Consider the following 25,999-nt stretch of genomic DNA (forward strand, 5'->3'; position numbering starts at 1 on the left):
CGCGCGGCTCAGTACAGCTTGCGCAGCCGCGCGGCGAAGAAGCCGTCCCAGCCCTCCGGGCCCGGCAGCGTGCGCAGGTAGGCCTGCGTGAGCGGCAGCTTCACTCCCTCACGCGGGACCGGCGGCTCCGCCGTCCACTCGGGATGGCTGCGCAGGAACATCTCCACCTGGTCCTGCCCCTCCTGGGGCTCGTGCGTGCACACCGCGTACACGAGCAGCCCCCCGGGCGGCACCGCCTCCTGGCAGTTCTCCAGGATGCGCCGCTGCAGCACCGCCAGCCGCGCGAAGTCCTCGGGCTTGCGCCGGTAGCGCAGCTCCGGGTGGCGCCGCAGCGTCCCCAGGCCCGAGCACGGCGCGTCCACCACGAACGCGTGGAACTCGCCCCACGCCTCCGGCCAGGGCTCGGTCGCGTCGTGCACCTCGGCGCGCAGCTTCCCCATCAGGCCCAGCCGCCGGGCCTCGGAGAGAATCTTCCGCATCTTGTTCGCGTGCACGTCCGTGGCCACCACCTCGTGCGTCTCCGCCTGGTGGCACGCCTTGCCGCCCGGCGCCGCGCACGCATCCAGCACCCGCGCCGTCTCGGGGATGGCGCCATAGACGCCCACGAGCTGCGCCGCCTCGTCCTGCACCTGCCACAGGCCCTCGGCGTAGCCGTACACGTCCTCGACCCGGCCCACCGGCGGCAGCACGATGCCCACCGGCGACACCGCCGTGGGCCGCGCCTCCAGGCCCGCCTCGCGCAGCTGCTCGAGCAGCGCGTCGCGGGTCACCTTCGCGCTGTTGGCGCGGATGACCACCGAGGGCGTCTGGTTGTTGGCCACCAGCATCGCCTCGGCGCGCTCCCGGCCGAACTGCCGCAGCCAGCGCTCCACGAGCCAGCGCGGATGGCTCTCGCGCACGGAGAGGAACTCCGCCAGGTCGTCCTCGGGCGGCAGCGGCTGGCCGGGCAGCGTGGACAGCTTGCGCAGGATGGCGTTGGCGAAGCCCGAGGCACGCGAGAGGCCCACGTCCTTGAGCGCCTGCACCGTCTCGGCCACCGCCGCGCGCGCCGGCACCCGCGTGTAGAAGAGCTGGTAGGCCCCCACGCGCAGCGCCGCCAGGACCTTGTCCTCGAGCGCCTCCAGCTTGCGGTCGGCGAAGCGGGTGATGGCGTAGTCCAGGGCGAGCTCGCGGCGCGTGGTGCCGTAGACGAGCTCGGTGATGAAGGCCGTGTCCCGGGGGTCCGCCGGCGGTGACTCCGACAAGGTCGTGTCGAGCACCACGTTGAGATAGGCGTCCGTCGCCCGGACCCGGCTGAGGACTTGGATGGTGGTGGCGCGTGCGTTCATGGCGGGCGTTATCGGTCCATCCGGGTCATCAGGTCCACGAGCTCCCGCTCGGACAGACGACTCGCGGGGATGTTGGACAGGGTGAGGCGCTGCAGGGTCTCCTCCAACAGGTCGCGCTGGCCGCTCTCGGTCGGCCCGCCGCCCTGCACCTCCAGCCACCGGGTGCGCGCCCAGGCGGCGAGCTCCGCCGGGGACAGGCGGCCCGCGAGCCGGTCGGAGATCTTCTTGTGGACGAGCGCGCGCGAGACGACGTCCTCGGAGAGGGCCTCGGAGGTGCCCTTCGGCTTGCGGCCCAACGTCTTCGAGGACGAGGCGGCCGGCGCCGGGGCCTCCACGACCTTGCGGCCCAGCGTCTTGCGCGAGCCCGGGCCGGGCGCGGCCGGCGCGGCGGCGGTCTTGGGCTTGCGGCCCAGCGTCTTGCCCGGCCCCACGACCACGTCGTCGTCCGAGTCGTCGTCCTCTTCGTCCGCGTCCTCGTCCTCTTCGTCGTCCTCGCCGTCCTCCCCGGTGAGGTCATCGTTCGCGAAGCGCGTCAGGGCCTCCAGGTAGGCGTCGAGCCCCTCGGACTCCAGGGTGTCGGCGCAGGCCTCGGCCACCACGGACACGCGCTCGCCGAGCGGAGACACGTACACCTCGAGCACGGGCAGGCCCACGGCCTCCAGGCCATCGCGCAGCGGGTAGGAGCCGAAGAGGCCCGCGGGGCTCACCACCACGCCCTGCACCCGGGAGCGCTCGGCGTGGAGGGTGTCCAGCAGGACGCCCTCGTGGTTGGACTGCACCCCGATCAGCTCCAGGCCCAACTGCGCCGCGCGCGCCTTCACGGCGGCGTCCAGGCCGGCCACCAGGTTCAGGTTCGGCCCATGCAGCACCAACAGCCTCTTGCCCATGTCGCGTGTCTCCTAGGTGTCGAAGGGCCGGCTGCCCGGCGCGAGCTTGCGGCCCGAGAGGAAATCGCCCGCCGGCATCACCCGCTTGCCCTCGGGCTGGACCTCCAGCAGGACGAGGGAGCCCTCGCCGCACGCCACCTCCAGGCCCTGCGGACCCGCGCTCAGCACCGTGCCCGGCGCGCCCTGCCCCGTGCCCACCTGGGCCCGGTGCACCTTGAAGAGCTTGCCCTCCAGCGAGGTGAAGGCCCCCGGCCAGGGGGTGAAGGCGCGCAGCCGCCGCTCCAGCACCACCGCCGGCTGGGAGAAGTCGAGCTTGCCCTCCTCCTTGGCGATGATGGGCGCGAGCACCATGCCCTCCTCGGGCTGGGGCCGCGGGGTCAGCTCCCCGCGCAGGTAGGCCGGCAGGTGCTCGCGCAAGAGCGCCCCGCCCAGGTGCGACAGCTTGTCGTGCAGCGTGGCGCTCGTCTCGTCCGGGGCGATGGGCAGGCGCTTCTCGGCCAGCACCGGCCCGGTGTCCAGGCCCACGTCCATCACCATCAGGGCCACGCCCGTCTCGGGGTCCCCGTGGGCGATGGCCCATTGGATGGGCGCGGCGCCCCGGAAGCGCGGCAGGAGCGAGGCGTGCACGTTGAGGCAGCCGTGCCGGGGCGTGTCGAGCAGATCCTTGGGGAGGATCTTCCCGTAGGCCGTCACCACGGCGACGTCGGGCTGGTACTCGCGCAGCACCTCCGAGAAGGGCGGCGTGCGCAGCTTCTGGGGCTGGAGCACGGGCACGCCCCGCTCGAGCGCGTAGGCCTTGACCGGGGAGATGGCCAGCGCCTGGCCCCGGCCCTTGGGCTTGTCCGGTTGGGTGACGACGGCCACCACGTCGCCAAGCTCGAAGAGGGCGGCCAGGGAGGGCACGGCGAACTCAGGCGTGCCCATGAACACGATGCGGGGACGGGTCATGGAATGAGGCGGGGCGGGAGCAGTGTAGTCGACAAGGAAGGCCCGTCGGGGCCGCTTCAGGCCACGGACTTGAGCGCCCCGGAGGTGGGGCCCTCGATGGCCTGACGCTTGCGGGCCTGGAGCGAGCCGAGGATGCGCAGGGCCGCCTGGGCATCCTGGGTGGAGGCCACGGGCGCCAGGGCGTCGATGACCTCGGACAAGAGCCGCGCCTCCTCCGCCTCGCGCTCGCGCAGGCGGTCCACGGTGCCGCTGAACTGGGAGAAGAACCCGCGCAGCTCGTCCCGGCGCCGCAGGGGCCGCATCCGGGGAAAGCGCCCCGCGGCGAGCGCCGCCAGGTAGAGGTTCATCACGTACACCGGCCCCGCGACGCGGTGCGTGAGGACGAGCCCGAAGAGCGCCAGCACCCCCGCCATGGCGAGCGCGCCCAGGCCGGTGAGCCACAGCATCGTCTCGCCGCTGAGCGCCAGGGCCTCGGGCGTGGCGCCCTGCTCCAGCACGGACTGGTGCGAGCGCCAGGCCAGCACCCCCACCAGCATCACCCCCCCACCGCCCAGCGCGGCGAGGCGCAGCATGTAGCGCAGCTGGAATCCGGCATCGAGCAGGTACTGGCGCCGCAGGATATGGGGGCGCGCCGGGGGGGCGGGGTCGAAGGACATGGCGGGGGCAGCGTACTGCAATCTCCCGGGTTGGCTCGCACCTTCCGACATGCCGGGTTTACGGCGGGAGTACCCGGCCTCGGGGGCGGATGCCTCCGCGGGAACCGCGGACCCGCCTCGCTGGGGGGGGGTCGGACGCGGTTCCCGGAGTGATATCACTGAATCGAGTCTGCCTTGACGTGTCTGTGTTGACGCGCGGTCAACTCATTGCATGACCCATCCAATTGTTTGCAAGCCGCACCCAATTGCTTGCGGAGTGCATCCAAATAGGAAGGCTGCAACGATTCATCACCGGCGCGTGGCGTCCGGGGACGGGCCCTCGTCGCTCACGTCGGACTGGCTGTCGGGCGAGGACGGCCCGGGCGGATGGGCGACGGTGTTGCCGGGCGCGGACTCGGGCGTCCAGGTCTGGCCCTCGGGCGTCGTCACCGAGTGGCCCGAGCCACCCGTGGCCTCGCCGTCATAGACGGTGGGTGCGCCCCGGCGGTCACTCTGGGCGCGCTCCTTCTCGTTCTGATCCGCGGGCTGGGGACGACGCTCGAGCGGCCGCTGATAGGTCGGCTGGTGCGCATCGGACCGCTGGCCGGCGGTGGACGAGTGCGAGCAGCCCCACACGCCCATGGCGGCGGTGGCGAGGATGACGAGCTTCTTCATGACGGACTCCTGTCTGGGGTTGGTTGCTCCCCCTAACACCTAGGAATCATCCGCCACGGATGCAAATAAAAGCGGAACACCAAACGAATGCGGCGTGCAGTCGTCTTCATCTCCTCTAATGAATGAGAGGATTTGAACTCAGCCTCCAGGCGACCAGGCGAGCCAAGTGCCCGGAGGCGTTGGGCCGGTGCACGGCCCAACCAATACCCCCCCGCGACTCAGGCCGCCTGGGCGCCCGTGTTCAGGCACTCGCGCATCGACTCCGCGGCCATGTCCACCGTGTAGTCGATCTGCTCCGGGGTATGCGCCGAGCAGATGAAGTTGAGGTCGCGCCGCAGGATGACGCCCCGGCGAGCCATGGCGGCCTGGAAGGGCTGGGTGAGTTTCGCGTTCTCCATGGGATTCGGGGAGAAGCGGAACAGGGGGATGGCGTCATAGCCCAGCACGCGCAGGGGCGAGCCCAGACGCTCGGCATGGGCGTTGATGCCCGTGGCGAGCCGCCGGCCCATGGCCGCCAGGTGCTCGATGAAGCCCGGCTTCGCCGTCTCCTTGAGCACGGCCTCGCACACCGCGAGCGAGAGCAGTTCACCGCCGAACGTGGTGGACACCTGCGTGTCCGCCAACCGACTCAGGTACTTCTCCGGCCCCACCACCGCCGACAGGGGCATGCCCGCGGCGAGCGCCTTGGACACGCACACGAAATCGGCCCGCACGTCGAAGAACTCCTGGGCGCCGCCCCGGGCCAGGCGGAAGCCGGTGATGACCTCGTCCTGGATGAGCAGCACACCGTGCCGGGTGCACGTGGCGCGCAGGGTGTGCATGAAGTCGCGGGTGAGACAGCGGTTGAAGGGCACCGACAGCAGCACCGCGGCGAGCTGGCTCCCGGTCTGCTCGATGCGCGCGAGCAGGGCCGCCTCGTCGGGCGCCTCGAACAGGGGCATGCGCGTGGTGTACTGCGCCATCACCGCGGGCACGCCCGGTGTGTCGTACATGAAGTGGTCGTGCCAGCCGTTGTAGCCGATGGTGATGATGTGCTCGCGGCCGGTGACGATGCGCGCGAGCCGCACCGCCGCCGAGGTGGCATCCGCGCCCGTCTTGAAGAAGCGCGCCTGCTCACCGCCGGGGATCATCTCCACGAGCGTGCGCGCGCAGCTCACCTCCCACGCCGTGGGCAGGGAGTGCAGGATGCCATCCGTGAGGTGCGCGCGAATGGTCTCCACCACGGCCGGGTGGTTGTGGCCGAGCGAGCTGGCGCCCAGGCCACAGATGAAGTCGATGTACTGCTGGCCGTCCACGTCCTCCACCAGCGAGCCCTGGCCGCGGGCGAGGTACACGGGGAAGGCGCCGGGGGCGAACATCTCCGGCTTCTTCATCATCGTCTGGGTGAGGCCGGGCACCAGCTTCTTCGCCTCGGCCATCAGGCGGTGGGACTCGGTCAGCTGGATGCCGCCCTCGATGGGCCGGGGCAGCGAGGGGTGTCGGGTCGGAGAGGTCATGCGACGTCCTTTGGGGGTGGGAAGCAGGGACTGCGGAAGAGGAGTTCAGGCCGGCGCCGCGCGCGCGCCCGTCACCGGAACGCGGCGGGTGAACAGCCACAGGGTGACGAGCGCCCCGCCGGTGACGCCCACGGCGAGCCAGCCCACCGTGCCCAGGCCCTCGAGCGCGCCGCCTGGGGCCACGGTGATGAGCAGGCCGCTGGCCCACGCGCCCAGGCCCGAGGCGCCATCACTCGCCGCCATGTTCACCGCGAGGTAGCGGCCGCGCAGCGCGGGCGGCACCCGCGAGGCCACCAGGGCCATGGTGGGAATGGCCCGGCCCGACGTCAGCCCCATGAAGAGCACGAACACCCCGGCCACCACCGGCGGCGAGGCCGCGGACAGGTGCGTGAACACGAGGAAGGGCACGGTGGTGGCCACGAGCAGGCCGCCCAGCACCCGCACCGGACCGAGGCGGTCCACGAGCCGGCCGATGCCCCGCGCGCTCACGAGCGAGGCCGCCCCGCCGCACAGGTACACCCAGGACAGGTCCGACAGCCGCAGGCCCAGGTTGCCCACCATGAAGGGGCTCAAATAGGGAATGAGCAGGAAGCCGGCGAACACCACGCCGAACGTCAGCACCCATCCGAGCGCCAGGCCCGGCGTCCACTCCGGCCGCGCCGGGGACCCGCGCGCCGCGGGCTCGCGGGACAGGTGCCCGTCGACCGCGGGCATCAGCACGGCCAGCCCCACCCACACCGCCGCCGCCAGGGCGCCAATGGCCCAGAACGGCGCGCGCCAGCCCCACTGGCTCGCCAGCCCCAACCCCACCGGCACCCCCGCCACCGCGCTCAAGCCATACGCCGCCATCACCGTGCCGATGGCCCGGCCCCGGCGCTCCGCGGGAATCAAATCCCCCACGGTGGCCTGGATCACCGCGCTCATCAGCCCCGCGCAGGCCCCCGCCAGGGTGCGCGCCGCGAGCAGGCCCCCGTGCCCCGCCGCCAGGCCACACAGACACGTGGCCCCGATGAACCCCGCGTACAGCACCAGCAGCGTGCGCTTGCGATCGAACCGGTCCAGCCACAGCCCGCCCAACAGCCCCATCCCCGCCGACGCCAGCGTGTACGCCGACACCAACACCCCGAAGCTCGCCGCCGAGATGCCGAAGAGGCGCATGAACTCCGGCCCCAGCGGCATGACGATCATGAAGTCCATCAGGTGGGTGAACTGCACGGCGGCCAGCAGCAGGAGCACCCAGGGCTCCCGCCGCGGCGAGGGGGACACGGTCACGACGTTCTCCAGAAGGCCCGACGCTCACGATGATTTTGATAATGAAAATCAAAATCATCAAGTGCGCGCACCCTATCCGCAATCCGGACCGGATGGCAAGTCCCCCCGCTCAACGCCGCGCGGGGTGGATCAGGAGGAGGCGTCGAGCGCGCCGAAGCGCGAGGGGCCCGCGCGCAGGAGGAAGGCGGCCACGGCCAGGCCCACGGCGCCCACGCCCGCCACGTAGTGGGCGGGCGCGCGCGGGGTGAGCTCGGTGAGCAGCGTCACCACCAGGGGCGTCAGGCCGCCGAACACCGCGTAGGCCACGTTGTAGGAGAAGGACAGCCCGGAGAAGCGCACCTCGGAGGGGAAGGCGCGCACCATGACCGCGGGCACCACGCCCACCACGCCCACGCCCCCGCCCGCGAGCATGGAGAGGGCCACCAGGGACTCGGGCCGCGCGCCCACGCCCAGGTAGAGCGCGTAGGTGCCCCCCACCAGCGAGAGGCAGCCCACCGCCAGCACGCCACCGAGCCCGAAGCGGTCCACCGCCAGGCCGAAGCCGATACACGAGACGGTGAGGCTCAACGTGGCCAGGGTGTTGGCCCTCAGCGTGAGCGCGGGCGCCAGGCCGTGCAGCTTCTGCATCAGCGCGGGCGTCATCAGGATGACCACCACGATGCCCGCGGTGAGCACCCAGGTGAGCAGCATGGACACCCCCACGCCGGTGCGCTGGCCGCGCAGCACCACCTTGAGCGGCAGCTCGCGCACGAGCGCCTTGCGCCGCCGCATCTCCTCGAACACCGGCGTCTCGGCGAGCCACCGGCGCAGGAACACGGCGAAGAAGCCGAACACGCCCCCCACCAGGAAGGGCAGCCGCCAGCCGAAGTCGCGCACCTGCGCGGGCGTGTAGACTTGGTTGACCGCCGTGGCCACCAGCGAGCCCAGGAGGATGCCGAACGTGAGCCCCGCGGTGAGCGTGCCGCACGCCAGGCCCACCCGCCGCTCGGGCACGTGCTCGGAGACGAAGACCCACGCCCCCGGCACCTCCCCGCCCACCGCCGCGCCCTGCAGCATGCGCAGCACCAGCAGCGCCAGGGGCGCCGCGTACCCGGCCGTGGCGTAGGTGGGCAACAGCCCGATGAGCAGCGTGGGCACCGACATCAGGAACACGCTGAGCGTGAACATGCGCTTGCGGCCCCCCCGGTCCCCGAAGTGCGCCATCACGATGCCGCCCAGGGGCCGCGCCAGGTAGCCCGCCGCGAACAGCCCGAAGGCCTGCAACTGCCGCAGCCACTCGGGCGTGTCCGGCGGGAAGAAGAGCTGGCCGATGACCCCCGTGAAGAACACGAAGATGATGAAGTCGTAGAACTCCAGCGCGCCCCCCAACGACGCCAGCGCGAGGGTCCTCACGTCCTGGCCGGAGAGCGGTCGCTGCGCGTGCGACGGCGTGGAGTCACCCGGGAGATCGGTCCGCATGGCGCGCAGCAGAGCGCGCTTTTCCCCCGCCGGGCAAGAACTCGCGGCGCGGCTCAGCCCACCTCGCGCACCGGCGGCCCGTCCTCGCGCGCGGGCGCCGGCGCGGGCGTCGCCGTCGGCGGCGGCGTCCGGAACGCGCTGGGCAAGAGGCTGAAGGGCAGCACCTTGCCGAGCACCACCAGCAGCACCAGGCCGCCCGGCGCCGCGAACACCACGAGCGCGGGAATCGCCTTGGCCAGGTCGATGAGCTGGGCGCGCACCCGCCGCCGCTCCTCGAAGGACAGGGGCGTGCCGCGCCGGGCCCGGCGCCACAGCCGATACACCTCCGCCGTCTCGTGCGCCTCCCAGCGCAGCCAGTGCAGGTTGTGCTCCAGCAGCGAGGAGAACCACGCCACCTTGCTCTTCATTGGAACCATCCACCCCCGGGAGCCGGCCCTCCCGTGACCCCGCCCATACTCCACCCCTTTGCCCGACGCCACCACCGCGAAACGCGGAAAAGCCGGACAAGTGCCGCTAGCGGACATCCGCCGCCGATGCGCTAGGCTCGCGGGCGCGTGGATCATCGCTTCCAGGTCAACCTGCGGGGAGTCATCGACCTCCTCTCCCATCATCTCTACAGCTCGCCCGGGGTCTTCGTGCGCGAGCTGCTCCAGAACGCCACCGACGCCACCCGGGCCCGGCGGCACCTGGAGCCCACCCACCCAGGGCGGGTGCGCGTGGAGCTCATCGAGAAACAGGACGGAGGGCGCCCCACCCTGCTCTTCGAGGACGAGGGGGTGGGCCTCACCGAGGAGGAGCTGCACCGCTTCCTGGCCACCATCGGCGAGAGCTCCAAGCGCGAGGCCCTGGAGGCCCACCGCAACGACTTCATCGGCCAGTTCGGCATCGGCCTGCTCTCCTGCTTCATGGTGTGTGACGAGCTGCTCGTCGTGACGCGCTCGGTCAAGGGCGGGGACGAGACGTGGGAGTGGCGCGGCCGACAGGACGGGACGTACTCGGTGCGCCCCTCCGAGCACCGCCTCGCCCAGCCCGGCACCCAGGTGTTCCTCATCGCCCGGGCGGACGCCGTCGAGTACTTCACGCCCGAGCGCGTGCGTCAGCTCGCCCTCCATTATGGAGGCCTGCTGCCCTTTCCCATCCACCTCACCGCCCACGGCCGCACCGAGCACCTCAACCCCGAGCCGCCCCCGTGGCGCCGGGCGTATGGAAGCGCGGGCGAGCGGCGCCAGGCCCTGCTGGCCCATGGGCGCGCGGTGTTCGGCATGGACTTCGTGGACTGCGTGCCGCTGCGCGCGGAGGCCGGACAGGTGGAGGGCGTGGCGTACGTGCTGCCCTTCTCGCCGAACTTCCACGCGCGCCAGACGCACCGCGTCTACCTCAAGGACATGCTCCTGTCCGAGCGCGCGGAGAACCTGCTGCCCGACTGGGCCTTCTTCGTGCGCTGCGTGGTGAACGCCCAGGAGCTGCGGCCCACGGCCAGCCGCGAGGCATTCTACGAGGACGCCACGCTCGCCCGCGCCCGCGCCGCGCTCGGGCAGTGCCTGCGCCAGTACCTCGTGGATCTCGCCACGCACGAGCCGCGCACGCTCCAGCGGCTCATCGCCCTGCATGGCCTGTCGGTCAAGGCGCTCGCCCTGGACGATGACGACTTCTACCGGCTCGTCATCCACTGGCTGCCCTTCGAGACCACGCTGGGGATGATGACGCTGGAGCACTACCGCCAGGCCTCGTCCACCGTGCGCTACGTCACCACCCTGGACACCTTCCGCCAGGTGTCCCGGGTGGCCGCCGCCCAGGGGCTGTGCATCATCAACGCCGCCTACACCCATGACGCCGCGCTCCTGGAGAAGCTGCCCCGGGTGCTCGAGGACACGCGCGTGGAGCTCTTCTCCGCCGCCCAGCTGCCCCAGGGCTTCGAGGAGCTCACGGCCGAGGAGCGCGACGGCGTCTCGCGGCTGAGGCGCGTGGCCGAGGAGGCGCTGGCGTCCTTCGACTGCGAGGTGAGCCTCAAGAAGTTCCTCCCCACCGAGGTGCCCACGCTCTATGGCGACGTGGAGGAGGGCCCCTTCCGGCGCGACCTGGAGCGCGCGCGCGAGGAGTCCGACTCGCTCTACGCCTCGCTGCTCGAGGGCGCCCAGGAGCCCGAGGCGCCCGAGGCGCGGCCCCAGCTGTGCTTCAACCTGCGCAACCCCGTGGTGCGCCGGCTCGCCCGGGTGCGCGACACCGCCCAGCTCCGGCTGTCCGTGGAGATGCTCTACGTGCAGGCCCTGCTGCTGGGCCACCGCCCGCTCAACGCCCGGGAGATGGCGCTGCTCAACCGGGGCCTGCTCGGCCTCATCGAGGCGAAGCTCGTCGACGACGAGGACTCCGGAGGTCTGCATTGAGCGGCGAGGATTGGCGGGCGCGGCTGGAGGAGCTGCTCGATCGCGCCTCGGAGCTGGAGCCCGGCGAGGCCAAGGTGATGACGCTGGAGGAGGCGGCCCGGCTGGCGGATGCCCACGGGGAGACGGGGCTCGCCTATGACGTGCGCGACGCGCTCATCGACGCGGCCACCTTCGGCGGCTTTCCGGACCGGGCCCTGGCGGCCTTCGCCTGGTGCCGCGCCCAGCAGCAGCGCGACCCCGAGCGCTTCGAGCCCGAGGGGCTGCTCTGGAAGCAGAAGTGGATCGTCGGCCGGCTCGACGAGTTCCCCCACATCAGCCGCCAGCGGATCGAGGAGGCGCTGGAGGACGCGGCGCGGGGCTTCGAGAAGGCGGGCGCGGGCGAGCGCGCGATCCTCAAGCTGCGCTACCAGACGGCCCAGGACATGGGCGACACGGAGCGCGCCACGGCGCTGTGGGCCCAGTGGCGCAAGGCCCCGAGGGATCACCTCACGGACTGTCTGGCGTGCGAGCTCGACGACGAGCTGGACCATCCGCTCTCGCAAGGCGACTACGCGCAGGTGGTGCGCAAGGCCCAGCCCCTGCTGGATGGCCGCCATGCCTGCGCCGAGGTGCCCCACCAGACGCTGGGCAGCGTCCTCTACCCGCTCTTCAAGCTGGGCCACCTGGAGCAGGCGCGCGACTGCCACCTGCGCGGCTATGCCCTGGTGCGCGACAACCGGGAGTTCCTCGCCACCGTGGGCGAGCACCTGGAGTTCCTCGCGCTCACGGGCAACGTGGCGCGCGGCCTGCGCCTGCTCGAGCGGCACCTGCCCTGGGCCCTCACGCACGCGAGCCAGCGCGACCGCTTCTCCTTCCACGCGGCCGCGCTCGCCCTGCTGGAGCGGCGGCTCGTGGAGGGTGAGCCCCGGGTGACGCTCGCCCTGCCCCGTGCCTTCCCGCTCCACGCCCCCGAGGGCGTCTACGACACGCGGGCGCTGCGCGACTGGTTCGCCCTCCAGGCGGAGACGATCGCGGCGCGGTTCGACACGCGCAACGGCACGGCGCGCTTCCGGGGCCTGCTCGAGCGCACGCGCACCCTGGGCGCCGAGGCCCGCCCCTTCCCCATCGACGTCCCGGATTGAAACGGTGGTAGTTTGCGCCCCGTCTTTCCCGGGATGAACCCGGGACCAGGGGGATGCCACGTGTCTGTCCAGCGGTCGCTCGTTTCTCTTGTCCTCGCCTCCACGCTCTGGGTGGGTTGTGGTCCCGGCGAGCCTCCCGCGCCAGCGACCCCCGTCCCGACCCCGGAAGCGCCTGGGAACGACGTCACCCCCGAGCCCCGGCCGACCGAGCCGGCTCCGGGTCCCGGCGTCCAGGAGCCCCGTCCCCCCGTCCCGGACCAGGGTCCCCCCGCCACGGATGCCGGTGTTCCCGACGCGGGCCCGCCCGACCTCGACGCGGGCCTTCCGGACGCGGGCGGTCCGGACGCGGGCTCCCTCGTGGTGCACGGCAGCCACCTGCTGCACTACCGCACGGACGTGGCGGACTTCACCCAGCCCCGCTCCCCGCCGTCGACGGGCATCCAGGCCTTCGCGCTCGAGTCCGGGGGCGGCCTGCGGCCCCTGACGGTGGCGCTGGCGGCGGACGGCTCCTTCCGCATCCCCGACGCGCCCGCGGGGCAGTACTACCTGCGCTACGGCACGCTCCACCTGCTCACCGACGCGCGCTCCGTGAACCTGGATGGCTATGAGCTCGGCCGTCAGGACGCGCAGCCCGGCGAGGCCCTCTCCCCGGCGACCCTCACCGCGTACAACCTGCCGCCGCCGGAGTTCGACAGCTTCCCCACGGTGCAGGCCATCAGCTCCAACCTCGGGCTGAGCGCGTACATCGACCTCGAGGAGGCCGTGCCGGGGGGCGCGACGGCGATCGTCGACCGCCCCGCCACCTATTCCCAGTACTACCCGGCCAACCCCGTGCGCCTGGACGCCTCGCGCGGGGACTACCAGTACATCACCACGTTCGCGGAGCGCAGCACCGGGGCCGGCCTGTTCTACTCGGCGGTCGACCGCTACTTCACCCAGGGCGGGCTGAGCATGAACCCGGGCACGCCGCTCGTCGTGCGCGGGGAGCTGCTCGAGTCCCGTCCCCGCACGCTGGTGTTCGACTGGTGGCGCTCGCGCTTCGAGGCCTACCGCCACCAGGTGAGCACCCAGGTCGTGCGCAGCGCCCAGTACTTCACCGTCTCGCCCACGGCGTGGAGCGCCGACCACTGGTACGGCTACGTGGGAGACCTCATGTCCACCGCCGCCATGCAGGGCTACAGCGACGAGCGCCTGGTCTTCAGCTACGGCAACCCCTACCCGTTCAGCTGGGGCGAGGTGCTCACGCTCTCCCACAACTTCCAGGTCAACCTGCGGCTGCCGGGCACCACCTCGGGCTCCATCAGCGTGGGCCTGGCCGACACGCGGCCCATCGCGCACGTCTCCCCGCAGCAGCCCTTCGCCCCGCGCATCACGCCCGCGCAGGACGTGACGGTGGACGGGGTCGACGCCCAGCAGGCCCGGACGCTCGGCTCGCTCACGCCGACCGTGCGCTGGAAGGCGCCGCTCGTGGGCACGCCCTCGGCCTACCGCGTGCGCGTCTCGCGCCTGTCCGCGAGCGGCACGCGCACCGTGGCGACCCACGTGGCCTACCTGTCCACGAAGGACACCTCGGTGACCGTGTTCCCCGGCATCCTCCAGCCCGGCCAGACGTACCTCTTCACGGTCATCGCCTACCTGACGCCCGGCATCGACCTGGCGACGAACCCCTACGGCCACCAGCGGCTCACGGACGTGGCCGACGCGGACGCGATGAGCGCCCCGCTGACCACCCCGGCGGCCCTGGCGGGCGAGAAGGCCCGCCTCGCCGTGGAGCCCGCGCCCGGTGAGTCCGCGGCCCTGGAGCTCAAGGCGCCCCGGGCCCGCTGAGGCCGCGAGCGCCCCCCCACCGGAGTCACGGCCGCTGGGGCGGGCTCGCCGTCCGGGCGGGGTCCCGCTCGGCGATGGGGCCGGTGATCTCGTCGATGCGGCGCAGCACCTCGGGGCTCAGCGTCACGCCCGAGGCCTTCACGTTCTCCTTCACCTGCTCGGGCCGCGAGGCACCGATGATGGCGGAGGAGACGTTGGGGTTGTGCAGCACCCACGCCACGGCGAGCTGCGCCAGCGACAGCCCGGCCTCCTGGGCCACGGGCTGGAGCTGCTGCACGCGCGTGAGGACCTCGTCGCCCAGGTAGCGCTTGACGAAGCTGGCGCCGCCCTTGTCGTCCGTGGCGCGGCTGCCCTCGGGCGGCTTGTGGCCCGGCTTGTACTTGCCCGTGAGCACGCCCTGCGCGATGGGCGAGAAGACCACCTGCCCCACGCCCAGCTCCTGGGAGGTGGGCACCACCTCGGCCTCGATGACCCGCCACAGCATGGAGTACTGGGGCTGGTTGGACACGAGCTGGAAGCCCAGCTGGCGGGCCAGGCGCACGCCCTCGCGCAGCTGCGCCGCCGTCCACTCGGACACGCCGATGTAGAGCGCCTTGCCCTGGCGGACGACGTCGGCGAAGGCCTGCATCGTCTCTTCCAGCGGCGTCTCGTGGTCGTAGCGGTGCGCCTGGTACACGTCCACGTAGTCCGTCTGCAGGCGCCGCAGCGAGCCGTGCAGGGACTCGAGGATGTGCTTGCGCGACAGGCCCCGGTCATTGGGTCCGGGGCCCGTGGGCCAGTACACCTTGGTGAGGATCTCCAGGCCCTCGCGGCGCTGGCCGTGGAGCGCCCGGCCCAACACGGCCTCGGCGCGCGTGCCGGCGTAGACGTCCGCCGTGTCGAAGGTGGTGATGCCCTCGTCCAGCGCGGCGCGCACACACGCGAGCGCCGCCTCCTCCTCGACCTGCGACCCGTGGGTCAACCAGTTGCCGTAGGAGATCTCACTGACCTTCAGTCCACTCCTGCCCAGGAAGCGAAAGTTCATGCGCCGGACTTAACCCGGCGCTCCGCTCAGCGCTTGAGCTTGCTGAAGGGATTGTTGAACGGCTCGGACGACGGCTTGGCGGCGGGCTTGGCCGGCGCGGGCTTGCCCCCGCCCCGCGGTCCACTTGAGACCTCCCGTGCGGGCGCGCTCGCGGGACGGCCGGACGGGGCCGGCGTGCCCTCGGTGAGCGCGCGCACGGACAGCGCGAGCCGTTTGCGCACCAGGTCCACGCTCACCACCTTCACGGTGAGCCGGTCCCCCACCTTCACGGCCTCGGACGGGTCCTTGATGAAGCGCGTGGACAGCTGGGAGACATGGACGAGTCCGTCCTGGTGCACGCCCACGTCCACGAAGGCCCCGAAGGCGGTGACGTTGGTGACCACGCCCTGCAACACCATGCCCTCCTTCACGTCCTCCAGCTTCTGCAAGTCCTCCCGGTAGGCGGGCGCGGTGAAGTCGCCGCGCGGATCACGGCTGGGCTTCTCCAGCTCGGCGAGGATGTCCTGGAGCGTCATGTCGCCCAGGTCCGGTCCCAGGTAGCGCTTGGGATCGATCTTCCGCACGAGCGAGGCGTTGCCCACCAGTTGCTTCACGTCCACGCCCAGGTCCTTCGCCATGCGCTCGACGACGCCGTAGCGCTCGGGGTGCACGGCGCTCGCGTCCAGGGGCTCGGCGCCATGCACGCGCAGGAAGCCCGCCGCCTGCTCGTACGTCTTGGGCCCCAGGCCGCTCACCTTGAGGATCTCCCGGCGCGTGGTGAAGCGGCCCTTGGCGGCGCGGTGGGTGACGATCTTCTTGGCCAGCGTGGGCCCGATGCCGGACACGTGCTCGAGCAGCTGCGGCGACGCGGTGTTCACGTCCACGCCCACGGCGTTGACGCACGAGTCCACCACCTCGCCCAGCTTCTTCTTGAGCTGCGTCTGGTCCACGTCGTGCTGGTACTGGCCCACGCCGATGCTCTTGGGGTCGATCTTCACCAGCTCGGCGAGCGGATCCTGCAGCCGCCGGCCGATGGACACCGCGCCGCGCAGGGACACGTCCAGGTCGGGGAACTCCTCGCGCGCCACCTCGGAGGCCGAGTAGATGGAGGCGCCCTGCTCGCTCACGGACACCACGGGCACCGGGGCCCCCAGCACCTTGAGCACCTCGCGCACGAAGCCCTCGGCCTCGCGGCTGCCCGTGCCGTTGCCCACGGCGATGAGCTCGGGCTTGTGCTTCTGGATGAGGGCGCCACACTGCCGGGCGGCGGTGGCGCGCTCGTTGGCGCCGCGCTCGGTGTAGAGCGTGGCCGACTCCACGAGCTTGCCCGTGCCATCCAGCATGGTGGCCTTGACGCCCGTGCGCAGGCCGGGGTCCAGCGCGAGCACCGCCCGGCCGCCCGCGGGCGCGGACAAGAGCAGGTGGCGCAGGTTCTGGCCAAACACGGTGATGGCCTCGCGATCCGCGCGCTCCTTGAGCTCGTGGCGCAGCTCGGCCTCCAGCGACGGGCCCATGAGCCGCTCCCACGAGTCCTCCACCGCGGCGCGCAGCTCGGAGGCGAACGGCGACTGGGGCCGGGTCACCACGCGCGTCACCAGCGTGCCCTTCACCTCGTCATCCGGCAGGGCGAGCTTGAGCCGCAGCACCTCCTCCGTCTCGCCGCGCAGGAGCGCGAGGATGCGGTGCGAGGGCGCCTTGGACAGGTCCTCCTCGTGGTCCGCGTAGTTGTCGAACTTGGTGGCCTCGCCCTTCTTGGCCGCCACCACGGCCGAGCGCAGCCGGCCCTTGTTCACGCACAGCTCCCGCGCCCCGCGGCGCAGGCCCGCGTCCTCCGCCACGCGCTCGGCGCAGATGTCCCGCGCGCCCGCGAGCGCCGCGTCGCGATCCGCGACATCCTTGTCCGGGTTGATGAAGGCCTTCACCCGGGCATTCATGTCCTCCCCCCGCGTCCCCTCCTGCTTCCAGAGCAGGTCCGCCAGCGGCTCCAGCCCCCGCTCCCGGGCGATGGCGGCCCGGGTGCGGCGCTTGGGCTTGTAGGGCAGGTACAGGTCCTCCAGCTCCGTGCGCGTCCGCGCCCGCTTGAGCGCCTGGGCCAGCTCGGGGGTGAGCTTCCCCTGCCCCTCGATGGAGCGCAGGATGGTCTCCCGGCGCTCGTCCAGCTCGGCGCGCGAGGCGGCGCCGTCCAGGATGGCCTGGATCTGCACCTCGTCGAGGCCCCCCGTGACCTCCTTGCGGTAGCGGGCGATGAACGGGACCGTGGCTCCCTCGGCGCTCAGCGCCAGGGTGCGATCCACCTGCTCGGGCTTGAGGCCCAGCTCCTTCGACAGCTCGATGGCGTAGACGTGCATGGCGACCTGGACCCTACACCATCCCACACGCCCTGGCGAGAGGCCGGCGACTCCCAGAATGACCGCCTGGTGACAACAGACACCGGTAAAAAAGGGAGTCCTCCAGGCCGAGGGTGGCAATGGCCTGGGCCCGCCGTGCGTAACCGCGCGGAACTCGGCTGGAAGGAGCGCCCGGCGTGTGCGTCCGCGTGGCATGTGGAGTGCATGGAAAATTCCAACCCGGCGATCCCACCCTCCGCCGAGCCCCGGAGTTTCCCGTGACGCGTCCCACCCTCTCGAACCTCGCCGCCATCGACACCCGGGACAGCCGGGATCGCCAGAGCGTCCAGGTGCAGCGGATCTCCGAGGGCATGCGCAAGGGGACCATCAGTGCACAGGACGGGTTGAATCTGTTGCGCGAGCAGCAACGCATCTCGGCGGTGCGGCAGGAGGTCGAGGGCCTGCGCAAGCCCGCCGGCGAGGGCGCCGCGAGCGGCCAGGAGACCCACCAGCGCGAGGAGAAGCTGCGCGCGGTCATCGAGATGCAGGCGCGCAGCGAGCGCGCCATCACGCGGGCGGAGGAGAACGGCACCCAGGAGCCGCTGGCCCGCGCGGGGTGAGCTTCAGACGAAGCGCTCAGGGAGTGGGCGCGCGGGGGGGCGGCTTGCCATCGACCGCCGCCTTGATGAGCTTGAAGAAGCGCTCGCCGTCGGCCGCCTGGGCCTTGGGAATCTTGAAGGACAGGGGGGCGCTCACCATCACGTGCTCGACGAGCTGGGTGTGGCCGTCCACGCCGATCTTGATGTCCGCGTCGAGGTCGAACGTGCCCGCGCTCTCGTAGGAGACGTACTTGATGCCCTTGAGGGGGAAGTACTTGTACTCCTTCTTGGCGCCGGTGATGCCCTGCACGTCGACGGCGAAGAGCCCGCGATCGGTGACGACGATCTCGTCCCGCATGAAGCGGAACACGGCGAGCACCTGCTCTCCGTCTCCCAGGAAGCGCTCGACCTGGTAGGCCGACTTCCCCGAGACCTCCGCGTTGCCCATCATCTTGTCGAAGAGACCCATGACCCCTGTTCCTTTGGCGTGAATCCCGCCGAGCCTAGGCGGGAGGCGGGAGCGCGATGAGGCCGGCGCGGTCCAAGCGTTCGCGGATGGACGCCGTGAACGCCACATGCTCGGGATTGCCCGCCGACAGGGGCTCGGAAGAGAGGACCAGCAACCACCCGAGGTCTCCCACCGGCTCGATGCGCACCGGCGCGGGCAGAGGAGGAAGCGCGCCCAGGCGCCGGGACAGGTACGTGAGCCAACCCACGCGGACCTCACCCTCCTGCTTTCGCGTGGCCTCGACCATCTCGGAGGAGCTGACCATCGCGTAGTCCGGCTCCCAGGCCGTGGCCATGCGGGTGAGGATTCCCGTCATCACGGGCTCGGTCAGCAGCCGTTCTCGAACAGGGCCCTGTCGGATGGGATTGAACAGACAGAAGTTCATCATCCCAGGGGAGTACCCACCGCAGGACAAGTGGATTTCACTGGCATCCCGCTTCGCATTCCAGAGGATCCGACTGAATCCCAGTGGCTCAATGACTTTCTTTCCCCTGTCTGTTCGGCTCCTGCTCTTCTCCAGCAGCGCCGCGAGGAAGCGCTCGTCCGTGGAGACAGAATGGCCTGGCGCGCCGCGCGGAACACCGGGACCGCCACTGTACCAATGGGTAAAAGTCGGATCGCATTGCGCCAGCCCTTGGAAGAAGCGCGACAGACGCCGCGCGCACTCCGCCGCTGTTTCCCGACGAGCTCCCCAATAAGCCCCCACGTAGTGGTCATCCGTCATCATCACGCCCTCACTGCCTGGGTGGGGTATGGCGAACGTCGATGCTCCTCCAGTCGTACCGCTGGAAGAGCCGACGAAGAAAATCGGCGACCTTGGCATCCGCCACATGCCAGATCACGGGAATCCCAGACTGAATGGACACGTCTCGCTGCCGCTTCGCCTGTTCCATCATCTGGTCGAACTTCCCCGAGTTCCTGTACCAGTACTTGGGCGTCCCGTCCGCGTTGAAGAAAGCGCAGTAGCCCGGGCCCTTGGCCTCGAGCAACACCGTGCCCGTGAAGCCATCGAATTCCACGTCTTCCACCATGTACACCCACCACGCCGGGCGCCCCGTCACCTGCGCCTGAAACGCCAGCGCCTCCTCGGAGGTCGTGGTGGGCGTCTTGTACGTCCAGTGGCCCGGTCCCGGGCGGCCCGTCTTCCCGGAGGGAGCTCGCGCCATGTGGAGCACCGTGAGCGCCCCCGGGCGCGCCAAGGCGGCGGACCCCGACCCCACGCGAACCGCGGCCAACGTCAACTCGCCCCGCGCGGAGAGCGACAACGCGGGCAGTTCCGCGCCCAGCCCGCCCAGCCGCCCCACGGCCCCCGTACCGGGGCCCAGCAAGCAGAGCACATGCGTGGACAGACGCGCCGCCTCGCGGATCTGCTCCTGCCGGGATATGGCGCCGTAGCGCGCGAGGTACTCGGGTGACGAGGCGATGAGGTGCGCGACCCCGCTCGGCAGTTGCGCGAGGCCCTCCACGCTCCGGATGGGATGTCGCACCGTCTCCGCGAGCGCGACCGCCATCTCCCCCACCGCGTCCTGGGCCCCATCCAGGGCCGCGTTGAGCCAGTCCCGCTCCAGGCCCAGTTCCGCGACGGGGGGACCCTCCGCGCGCCGCAGGGCCTCCGTCGCCGGGTAGAGGACGCCTCCGTGCGAGACATAGAAGTCGCCCACGACGAGGTGCCCCACCCGCCATTGGCCATCGACCAGGAGCACCGGGCCCCTGCGCTGGAGCGGATGCCCCCCGAGCGCCGTCACCAGGTAGCCATCCGGACGCACCAGCACCAGACGCTCGAAGCGCTGCGCCCGCCGCTGGAGCTCGGCGTGGACCACCGGCTCGCCACCCTGGAGCACTTCGCTCAACAGCCACGCGAGCACTCGCCGGGGTGCGAAGGCACGCGGGGTGAGCGGTGTCCGCGCCAACGCCGCCCACAGCGCGCGCGCCCGCTCCAGGTCCAGCGCCGTGCCCTCGGCGTGCCAGACGTCTGGAGCCAGCCCGCTGGCCTCCTGGACCTGGAGGAAGCCATTCCCGGGCGACGCGGGAAAACCTCCCGCGCCACCTTCGTGAGCGGCGAGCGTGGCGCAGCCGCTCGCCCCCAGGCACCACACCGCCAGCCACACCCCGAGCAGTGCGCGGCCTCGCATGGGGTGCGCCTCTCCGTGCACTACGGAACCGACGGAACCTCGCCCGTCAGCACGCAGATGCGGATCACCGGATCGCACTTCACCGGGAAGCTCGGGTTGATGCCCGAGCCTCGCAGCCGCGTGGGCGGATCCGCGTACGGGTCACACTTCGTCTCGTCCGGCATCGGGACCTTCGTCACCGGATCCGGCGTCGAGCAGGAGACCACCGGCCAGATGCCTCGCGCCGTGAACTCGGCGGTGCAGCCATCCACCGTGTACTTCAGGTCCGCGATGAACTGCGTGCCGGGGATGTCGGGCGTGTTGTAGATGCGCAGCCCCGACCACGCGTAGGTGATGTCCTGCGCCGCCTTGCCCCCGGCCGCGTTCAGCACCACCCGCTCGGCGTTGAGCACGGGCACCTCGCAGAAGTTGTCCGGACCCGGCGCCTCCGTCTCCAGGGTGCCCACGGCATTGGCCTGGGACAGGGCGGCGTCCACGCGAGCCGCCTCGGTGCGCAGCAGACCGCCCAACCGCCCCGAGCGCAGGCCCACCGTGTCCTTCTGGACGGGGTCCGCGTTGAGGAACTTCTGCAGGCCCACGGACTCGGAGTCCAACCGCGTGCAGGCGAGGGTCGGGTTCTGTCCCGGCTTGGGCGAGTAGGTGACCGCGAACGAGCCCGTGGACCCGTCCGACACCGCCCGGGCCACCACGCACTGCGGATCCTGCTGCTGGGCACCGCAGGCGCTCAGGAGCAGCCCCACACCAATCAATGAACGCTTCATGATGTCTCTCTCTAGAAGGGGGGCCTAGAAGCTCAGCTTCACGCCAAAGCGCACCGAGCGCGGGGACTGGTAGGCGATGGGCTGCTTGTAGTTGGGGTTGATCTCCCCGATGGGCAGGACCGGGTTGCCCGCGGCCGTCGTCCGCAGCAGGCACTCGGGGTTGCCCTCCTGGCGGCAGCTCTCCACGTTCGCAACCTTCTCGCCCTGCTCGAGCGGCAGGACGCGGCTGAAGGTGAAGACCTGGTCCACGTCCGTCACCTGCTGGAAGTTGAAGAGGTTGAAGACGTCCAGTGACACGCTGAGCACGTAGTCCTTGCCGAGCCGCTGGCTCATGCCCACGTGTCCATCCAGGTTGTGCACCCAGGGCAGACGGCCGCCGCTGCCGCGCGGGAGGATGAACGTCTCGGCGCCGCTGCGGCGGGGGTGGAAGCCCAGGTAGTTGATGGGAGCACCCGAGCGCGCCCGGTAGCCGCCGCCCACGTCGATGCTCAGGTCGCGCGTCAGCCGGAACTCCTTGGCGCCAAAGGCCTTGAAGGCGTGGGTGCGATCACCCGGCAGGGGGCCGTCGCGGTTGACGGTGAGCGACAGCAGGTCGAAGTCGCGCGTCAGGTTGGGCGACAGCTGGCCCGTGTCCGCGCGGAACAGGCCCGAGTAGTTGCCGCGCAGCGAAGACCACGTGTAGCTCACCTGCGCCAGCCACGAGTTGGCGAAGGCCTTGGTGTAGTAGACGTTCACCGCGTCGTAGTCGCGGCGCGCCAGCGGGAAGTCCGACGAGATGCCCTTGCCCGGGTTGCCCAGGAAGAAGGTGCTGCCGTCGTCGCGGCTCATGTCCTCGATGACGTTGTTGAGGTAGCGCCGGGTGTAGGACAGGCCCAGGCGTCCGACGATGATCTCGTACTCGCCGCCCACCACGAACTCGTCGCTGGACTGGGCGCGGATGTTGGGGTCCACCGGCACGCGGTCTCCGCCCTCGGCGTTCCAGTACTGGCTGGGGCTCTCCGGGTTGCCGATGACCTGACGGTTGCCATCCACGTTGCAGGCCCCGCCGGGCGCGAGCGCCGCCGGATCCGCCGGGTTGCAGGACGCGTTGAGCGTGGTCGACAGCTGCCGCTGCTGGGGGAAGGACAGGTCCGCCATGTCCAGGGGCACGTTCTCGTAGAAGCGCGCGTAGTTGACGTAGAGCTTCGAGCGGCCCTGCTGGGTGAAGTCGTAGATGACGCCCAGCCGGGGCGACCACTGGTGGGGCAGGCTCAGACCCACCCGGCCATCCAGGCCCCAGAGCGTCTGTGTGTCATAGCGACCGCCCACGTTGAGCGTGACCTTGTCGAAGAGCGACCAGCTGTCCTGCACGAAGCCGCCCAGGGTCGCCGACGTGGACGTGCCCTCCTTCGAGGCGAGGAACACGGGCTGGTCCGGCGCCTCCAGGTAGCCGTACTGGTTGAGCGTGTAGAAGCAGGCGCCCGAGGTGCACTCGAACCAGGGCGCCAGACCCGTGCGCGCGCGGTTGTTGTAGAAGCTCGCGCCCTCCGCGTCGAAGCCCGCCTTGAGCACGTGGTGGCCGAGCGCGTTGAGCAGATAGGTGCCCAGCACCTTGCCCTGGAAGCGGCTCAGCTCGGAGATCTGGATGGTGCCCGGGCCGCCAATCGAATACGAGCTGACCGGACAGCGGACGCCCGGGGGCAGACCCGGCAGGTCACAGACCGAGGGGTCCTCCAGCGTCTCGAACTCGTTGATGGTGTGCGGGTAGCGCGACCATCCATCCGCGGTCCGAACCGGCGTGCGCCGGTAGTTGATGGTGGGCTGCGCGGACAGGCCCACGCCGCTGGACAGGCCCGAGCCGTCCGAGGGCAGCGTGGACGCGTTCTGGTGGTGCCAGCCCACCGTGGCGTCGATGAGCAGGTCCTTGTTGAAGAAGGACGAGGACTGCTTGGCCACGATGTCCAGCGCGCCACTCGTGCGCCGGGTGGCGATGGACTCGTAGGAGCCCTGCACATACGCGGTGCAGGACAGGCCCGAGCACACCTCGGGGGCGCCGTCCCGGCTGAACGCGTAGCGGCCCGGGCCACCGGAGCTCGTGGGCGTGCCGTACACGGACAGGGCCAGCGAGTGGTCCTGGTTGAAGTTGTAGGTGAGCTTGCCGATGTACTGGAGCGTCCGCTCGTCCGCGAAGCGGTCCACCTGGGTGCCGGCGATGGGCGTGGCGAGCTGGAAGCCCGTGGCGGGATCCTTGCGCGCGTCCCCCACCCGCGCGCAGCCGATGTCGGGGTTGACCTCGGTGCACAGGTCGAGCGCGCTCAACTGGCGCGACACCTGGATGCGGTTGAACGCCGGCGCGGCGCCCGCGTAGAACCACAGCTTGTCCTTGAGGATGGGGCCGCCGATCTCGAAGCCCACGTCCCCCTGGTTCCAGGGCGTGCCCCGCGCGGAGATGACGCTGCCGGCCCGCTGGATTTGAAGGCCCGAGGACTGGAGGAAGCCCGGCGCCACGTTGCCGAAGAAGGAGCCGTGGAACTCGTTGGAGCCGGACTTGGTGACCACGTTGAGCACGCCACCCGTGGAGCGGCCGTACTCGGGCATGTAGCCACCGGTGATGACGTTCACCTCCTTGACGAACTCCACCGACAGGGGCGTGCCCACGGTGCCCACCGAGGGGTCATTCACCGACAGGCCGTCCACCACGTACTGGTTCTCGGGCGAGGTGCCGCCGTTGATGCTCACGCCGTAGGAGTCCTCCTGCGCGCCCGGCGCCAGCTCGGCCAGGGACTCGAAGGAGCGCGACGCCGAACCCTTGGAGCCCGGACGGTTCAGGGCGAGGTTGCGGATGAGGCTCGTGTCCACGCTCAGGCCCTGCGCGCTCGAGCCCACGTCCACCGTGGGCGGCCGGGCCACCACGACCACCTCCTCGCTCAGGCCCTCCTCGGGCAGGAGCTCCACGTTGAAGCGGATGGTGCGGTCGATGCGCAGCTGGATGTCCGAGCGCGAGAAGATCCGGAAGCGCTCCCCCTCCACGCGGATGGTGTAGGTGCCCGGCGGCAGCTGCGGAATGCGGTAGAGGCCGCTGGAGTCGGTCACCACCACCTGCTCGCCTTGAAGGCTCGGCGAGGTGAGCGTCACCACCATGTCCGCGAGGGGCTTCTTGTCGGCGGCGTTGCTCACCTTGCCGACGAGGACCGCCGTGCCCTGCGCCAGTGCGCTGGTGCCCCACAAAAGCAATACCGTACACCACGCGAGCACGCGTCGAACGGACCAGTCCACGATGTCTTCCCCTCCTGATGAGGGGGCCTTCTTTGCCACATTCCGGACACGATTCCCAGACGGTGGGAAATCAGCGCGCGTAGCGGATGACCCGCTCCACCCGGCCCCGCTCGGGCGCCCCGGCCAGGGGCCGCAGCACCAGCAGCTCCGCGGGCTGCTCCAGCCGCAGCGTCCGGGCCTCGCGTGGCGGCAGGGGTACCACCTGGCCCTCCCCCACGTCGCCGGGCGGCAGCGGCACCACCCAGCACCCCGTGACGTCGAGCGTCTCCTGGGCCCCGAAGACGTGCAGGTCGCCCAATTCCTCGACGCGCCCCGTCACCACGACCCGTGCCTCGCTCCCCTCCCCGCGCACCGCCCGGAGCCCCTCCACCCCCACGTCCGCGACGAAGGCCTCTCCCGCCTCGCCGAACACCTGGCCGCCCCGGAGCAGCAGGTGCAGGTAGCCCTGCCCCCAGTTGAGGGGAATGGACGTGTAGCGCCCGAGGTCCGCCCGCTCCACGTGCCCCCCGGCCAGCGCCTCCAGCGCGGACACCAGGGCCACGAAGTTCATCTGCACCAGGGGCTGCTCCGGCTCGGCGGACGGCCACGGCCCGGACTCGATGAGCACCGTGGGCGTGCCCCAGCGGCCCAGGTTGTCCCCGAAGGCCCGGGGCTCGAAGCCGTCGTCGTAGCGGCCGATCCGCCCCGGGATGAGGGGCTCCAGGGCATCGCGGATGACGGCGCAGACCTTCTTGGCGAGCAGTCGCCCCGGGTTGTCGTTGCGCGCGGCGTCAAAGGGCGGCGCGAGCAGGGAGATGGACGCGGGCTGGCGGGTCTCCCCCACCGCCGTGCGCCAGTTCTGGTTGTGCAGGTTGAAGCCCAGCACGGGCTCGAGCCGGTCGCGCAGGGCCTTGAGCGTGCGGCCCTCGGGCGTCTGGAGCACCAGGGCATCCCGGTTGATGTCGAGGTTCTGCGCGTTGCGTCGTTGGAAGCGCTCGGCGCCGTCCGGGTTGAGCAGGGGCAGCGCGTGCAGGGTGAACTCCGAGAGCAGCTTCGCCACCCGGGGCGCGTCTCGGTGCTGGCGCACGTACTCGCACAGGACCAGCAGGGCCGTGGTGGCGGTGGGCTCGTCCCCGTGCATCTGAGACCAGAGCAGGACCGGACGCGGACCGTGGCCGAAGCGCACGAGCCGCAGCGGACGGCCCTCCACCGAGCGCCCCACCTCGTCGACCTGGAACAGGTCCGGGGCGAGCGTCCGCAGCCGCGCCAGGCAGGCGCCCACGTGGGGCTCGCGCACGAGCGGCGGCGGGGGCAGGCCCTCCAGGTGCAACCCCAGACACAGGTCGGCGAGGTCACGAGGCGCGGTGAGGACGGACACGGGCATCGACTCCTTAGTATGACGGG

General features: G+C 71.2%; 21 protein-coding genes. 4 read left to right on the forward strand and 17 right to left on the reverse strand.

Annotated features, from left to right (window positions below; genetic code table 11):
* Positions 1–8: 8 nt before the first annotated feature.
* The 9 genes from rsmB to I3V78_RS39610 all read right to left on the reverse strand — a co-directional run bounded on the left by rsmB (position 9) and on the right by I3V78_RS39610 (position 9,106).
* Entirely contained in the window at positions 9–1,328 is a 1,320-nt protein-coding gene (gene rsmB / locus I3V78_RS34130; RefSeq protein ID WP_204494318.1) for a 16S rRNA (cytosine(967)-C(5))-methyltransferase RsmB, read from the reverse strand.
* A gap of 8 nt (positions 1,329–1,336) precedes the next feature.
* On the reverse strand, positions 1,337–2,215 hold the full coding sequence (locus I3V78_RS34135) for a type II 3-dehydroquinate dehydratase (RefSeq protein WP_204494320.1): 879 nt from the start codon (positions 2,213–2,215) through the stop codon (positions 1,337–1,339).
* Between the two features lie 12 nt (positions 2,216–2,227).
* The gene (fmt, locus tag I3V78_RS34140) at positions 2,228–3,163 is read right to left on the reverse strand and encodes a methionyl-tRNA formyltransferase (RefSeq protein WP_204494323.1); all 936 of its coding nucleotides are present in this window, start codon (positions 3,161–3,163) and stop codon (positions 2,228–2,230) included.
* A 56-nt stretch (positions 3,164–3,219) separates the two neighbouring features.
* Positions 3,220–3,819: a signal protein gene (locus I3V78_RS34145; RefSeq protein ID WP_204494325.1), complete on the reverse strand. Its 600-nt coding sequence runs from the start codon at positions 3,817–3,819 to the stop codon at positions 3,220–3,222.
* Positions 3,820–4,107: 288 nt separating this feature from the next.
* A complete protein-coding gene (locus I3V78_RS34150; protein WP_204494327.1) occupies positions 4,108–4,473 on the reverse strand; it encodes a putative periplasmic lipoprotein in 366 nt (121 codons plus the stop codon).
* A 218-nt stretch (positions 4,474–4,691) separates the two neighbouring features.
* Positions 4,692–5,969, reverse strand: coding sequence for a myxochelin B biosynthesis transaminase MxcL (gene mxcL, locus I3V78_RS34155; protein WP_204494329.1), 1,278 nt, complete (start codon positions 5,967–5,969; stop codon positions 4,692–4,694).
* Positions 5,970–6,014: 45 nt separating this feature from the next.
* Entirely contained in the window at positions 6,015–7,241 is a 1,227-nt protein-coding gene (mxcK, locus tag I3V78_RS34160) for a myxochelin export MFS transporter MxcK (RefSeq protein ID WP_204494331.1), read from the reverse strand.
* A gap of 129 nt (positions 7,242–7,370) precedes the next feature.
* Positions 7,371–8,699 carry an MFS transporter gene (locus tag I3V78_RS34165; protein WP_204494334.1) on the reverse strand — a complete coding sequence of 443 codons (1,329 nt, stop codon included), beginning with the start codon at positions 8,697–8,699 and terminating at the stop codon, positions 7,371–7,373.
* 53 nt (positions 8,700–8,752) lie between these two features.
* A complete protein-coding gene (locus tag I3V78_RS39610; RefSeq protein WP_239576855.1) occupies positions 8,753–9,106 on the reverse strand; it encodes an LETM1 domain-containing protein in 354 nt (117 codons plus the stop codon).
* A 147-nt stretch (positions 9,107–9,253) separates the two neighbouring features.
* Between I3V78_RS39610 and I3V78_RS34175 the strand changes: the two genes are divergently transcribed.
* The 3 genes from I3V78_RS34175 to I3V78_RS34185 are packed head-to-tail and all read left to right on the forward strand — an operon-like array spanning position 9,254 to position 14,031.
* Positions 9,254–11,083, forward strand: coding sequence for an HSP90 family protein (locus I3V78_RS34175; protein WP_204494338.1), 1,830 nt, complete (start codon positions 9,254–9,256; stop codon positions 11,081–11,083).
* Entirely contained in the window at positions 11,080–12,204 is a 1,125-nt protein-coding gene (locus I3V78_RS34180; protein ID WP_204494340.1) for a hypothetical protein, read from the forward strand. The genes I3V78_RS34175 and I3V78_RS34180 overlap by 4 nt, the downstream gene beginning before the upstream one ends.
* Before the next feature lie 60 nt (positions 12,205–12,264).
* The gene (locus tag I3V78_RS34185; protein ID WP_204494343.1) at positions 12,265–14,031 is read left to right on the forward strand and encodes a fibronectin type III domain-containing protein; all 1,767 of its coding nucleotides are present in this window, start codon (positions 12,265–12,267) and stop codon (positions 14,029–14,031) included.
* A 25-nt stretch (positions 14,032–14,056) separates the two neighbouring features.
* Here the strand turns inward: I3V78_RS34185 and I3V78_RS34190 are convergent, their stop codons facing one another.
* Positions 14,057–15,055: an aldo/keto reductase family protein gene (locus I3V78_RS34190; RefSeq protein WP_204494345.1), complete on the reverse strand. Its 999-nt coding sequence runs from the start codon at positions 15,053–15,055 to the stop codon at positions 14,057–14,059.
* 26 nt (positions 15,056–15,081) lie between these two features.
* Entirely contained in the window at positions 15,082–17,382 is a 2,301-nt protein-coding gene (locus I3V78_RS34195) for a Tex family protein (protein WP_204494347.1), read from the reverse strand.
* Between the two features lie 257 nt (positions 17,383–17,639).
* On the opposite strand from I3V78_RS34195, the gene I3V78_RS34200 reads away from it, so the two are divergent.
* A complete protein-coding gene (locus I3V78_RS34200) occupies positions 17,640–17,981 on the forward strand; it encodes a hypothetical protein (protein WP_204494349.1) in 342 nt (113 codons plus the stop codon).
* Positions 17,982–17,997: 16 nt separating this feature from the next.
* Here I3V78_RS34200 and I3V78_RS34205 read toward each other — a convergent pair whose 3' ends face one another.
* The 6 genes from I3V78_RS34205 to I3V78_RS34230 all read right to left on the reverse strand — a co-directional run bounded on the left by I3V78_RS34205 (position 17,998) and on the right by I3V78_RS34230 (position 25,979).
* Positions 17,998–18,429, reverse strand: coding sequence for a PH domain-containing protein (locus I3V78_RS34205; RefSeq protein WP_204494351.1), 432 nt, complete (start codon positions 18,427–18,429; stop codon positions 17,998–18,000).
* Positions 18,430–18,463: 34 nt separating this feature from the next.
* Positions 18,464–19,300 (reverse strand): Imm52 family immunity protein, encoded by an 837-nt coding sequence (locus I3V78_RS40270; RefSeq protein WP_338023819.1) that lies wholly within the window; start codon positions 19,298–19,300, stop codon positions 18,464–18,466.
* Positions 19,203–20,600: a Tox-REase-5 domain-containing protein gene (locus I3V78_RS34215; protein WP_204494353.1), complete on the reverse strand. Its 1,398-nt coding sequence runs from the start codon at positions 20,598–20,600 to the stop codon at positions 19,203–19,205. The genes I3V78_RS40270 and I3V78_RS34215 overlap by 98 nt, the downstream gene beginning before the upstream one ends.
* A 20-nt stretch (positions 20,601–20,620) precedes the next feature.
* Positions 20,621–21,361 carry a hypothetical protein gene (locus tag I3V78_RS34220; protein WP_204494356.1) on the reverse strand — a complete coding sequence of 247 codons (741 nt, stop codon included), beginning with the start codon at positions 21,359–21,361 and terminating at the stop codon, positions 20,621–20,623.
* 24 nt (positions 21,362–21,385) lie between these two features.
* Entirely contained in the window at positions 21,386–24,616 is a 3,231-nt protein-coding gene (locus tag I3V78_RS34225; protein ID WP_204494358.1) for a TonB-dependent receptor domain-containing protein, read from the reverse strand.
* Positions 24,617–24,686: 70 nt separating this feature from the next.
* Entirely contained in the window at positions 24,687–25,979 is a 1,293-nt protein-coding gene (locus I3V78_RS34230; protein ID WP_204494360.1) for a M14 family metallopeptidase, read from the reverse strand.
* Positions 25,980–25,999 lie beyond the last annotated feature (20 nt).

The sequence above is a fragment of the Archangium primigenium genome (assembly GCF_016904885.1).
Lineage (GTDB): Bacteria > Myxococcota > Myxococcia > Myxococcales > Myxococcaceae > Cystobacter > Cystobacter primigenius.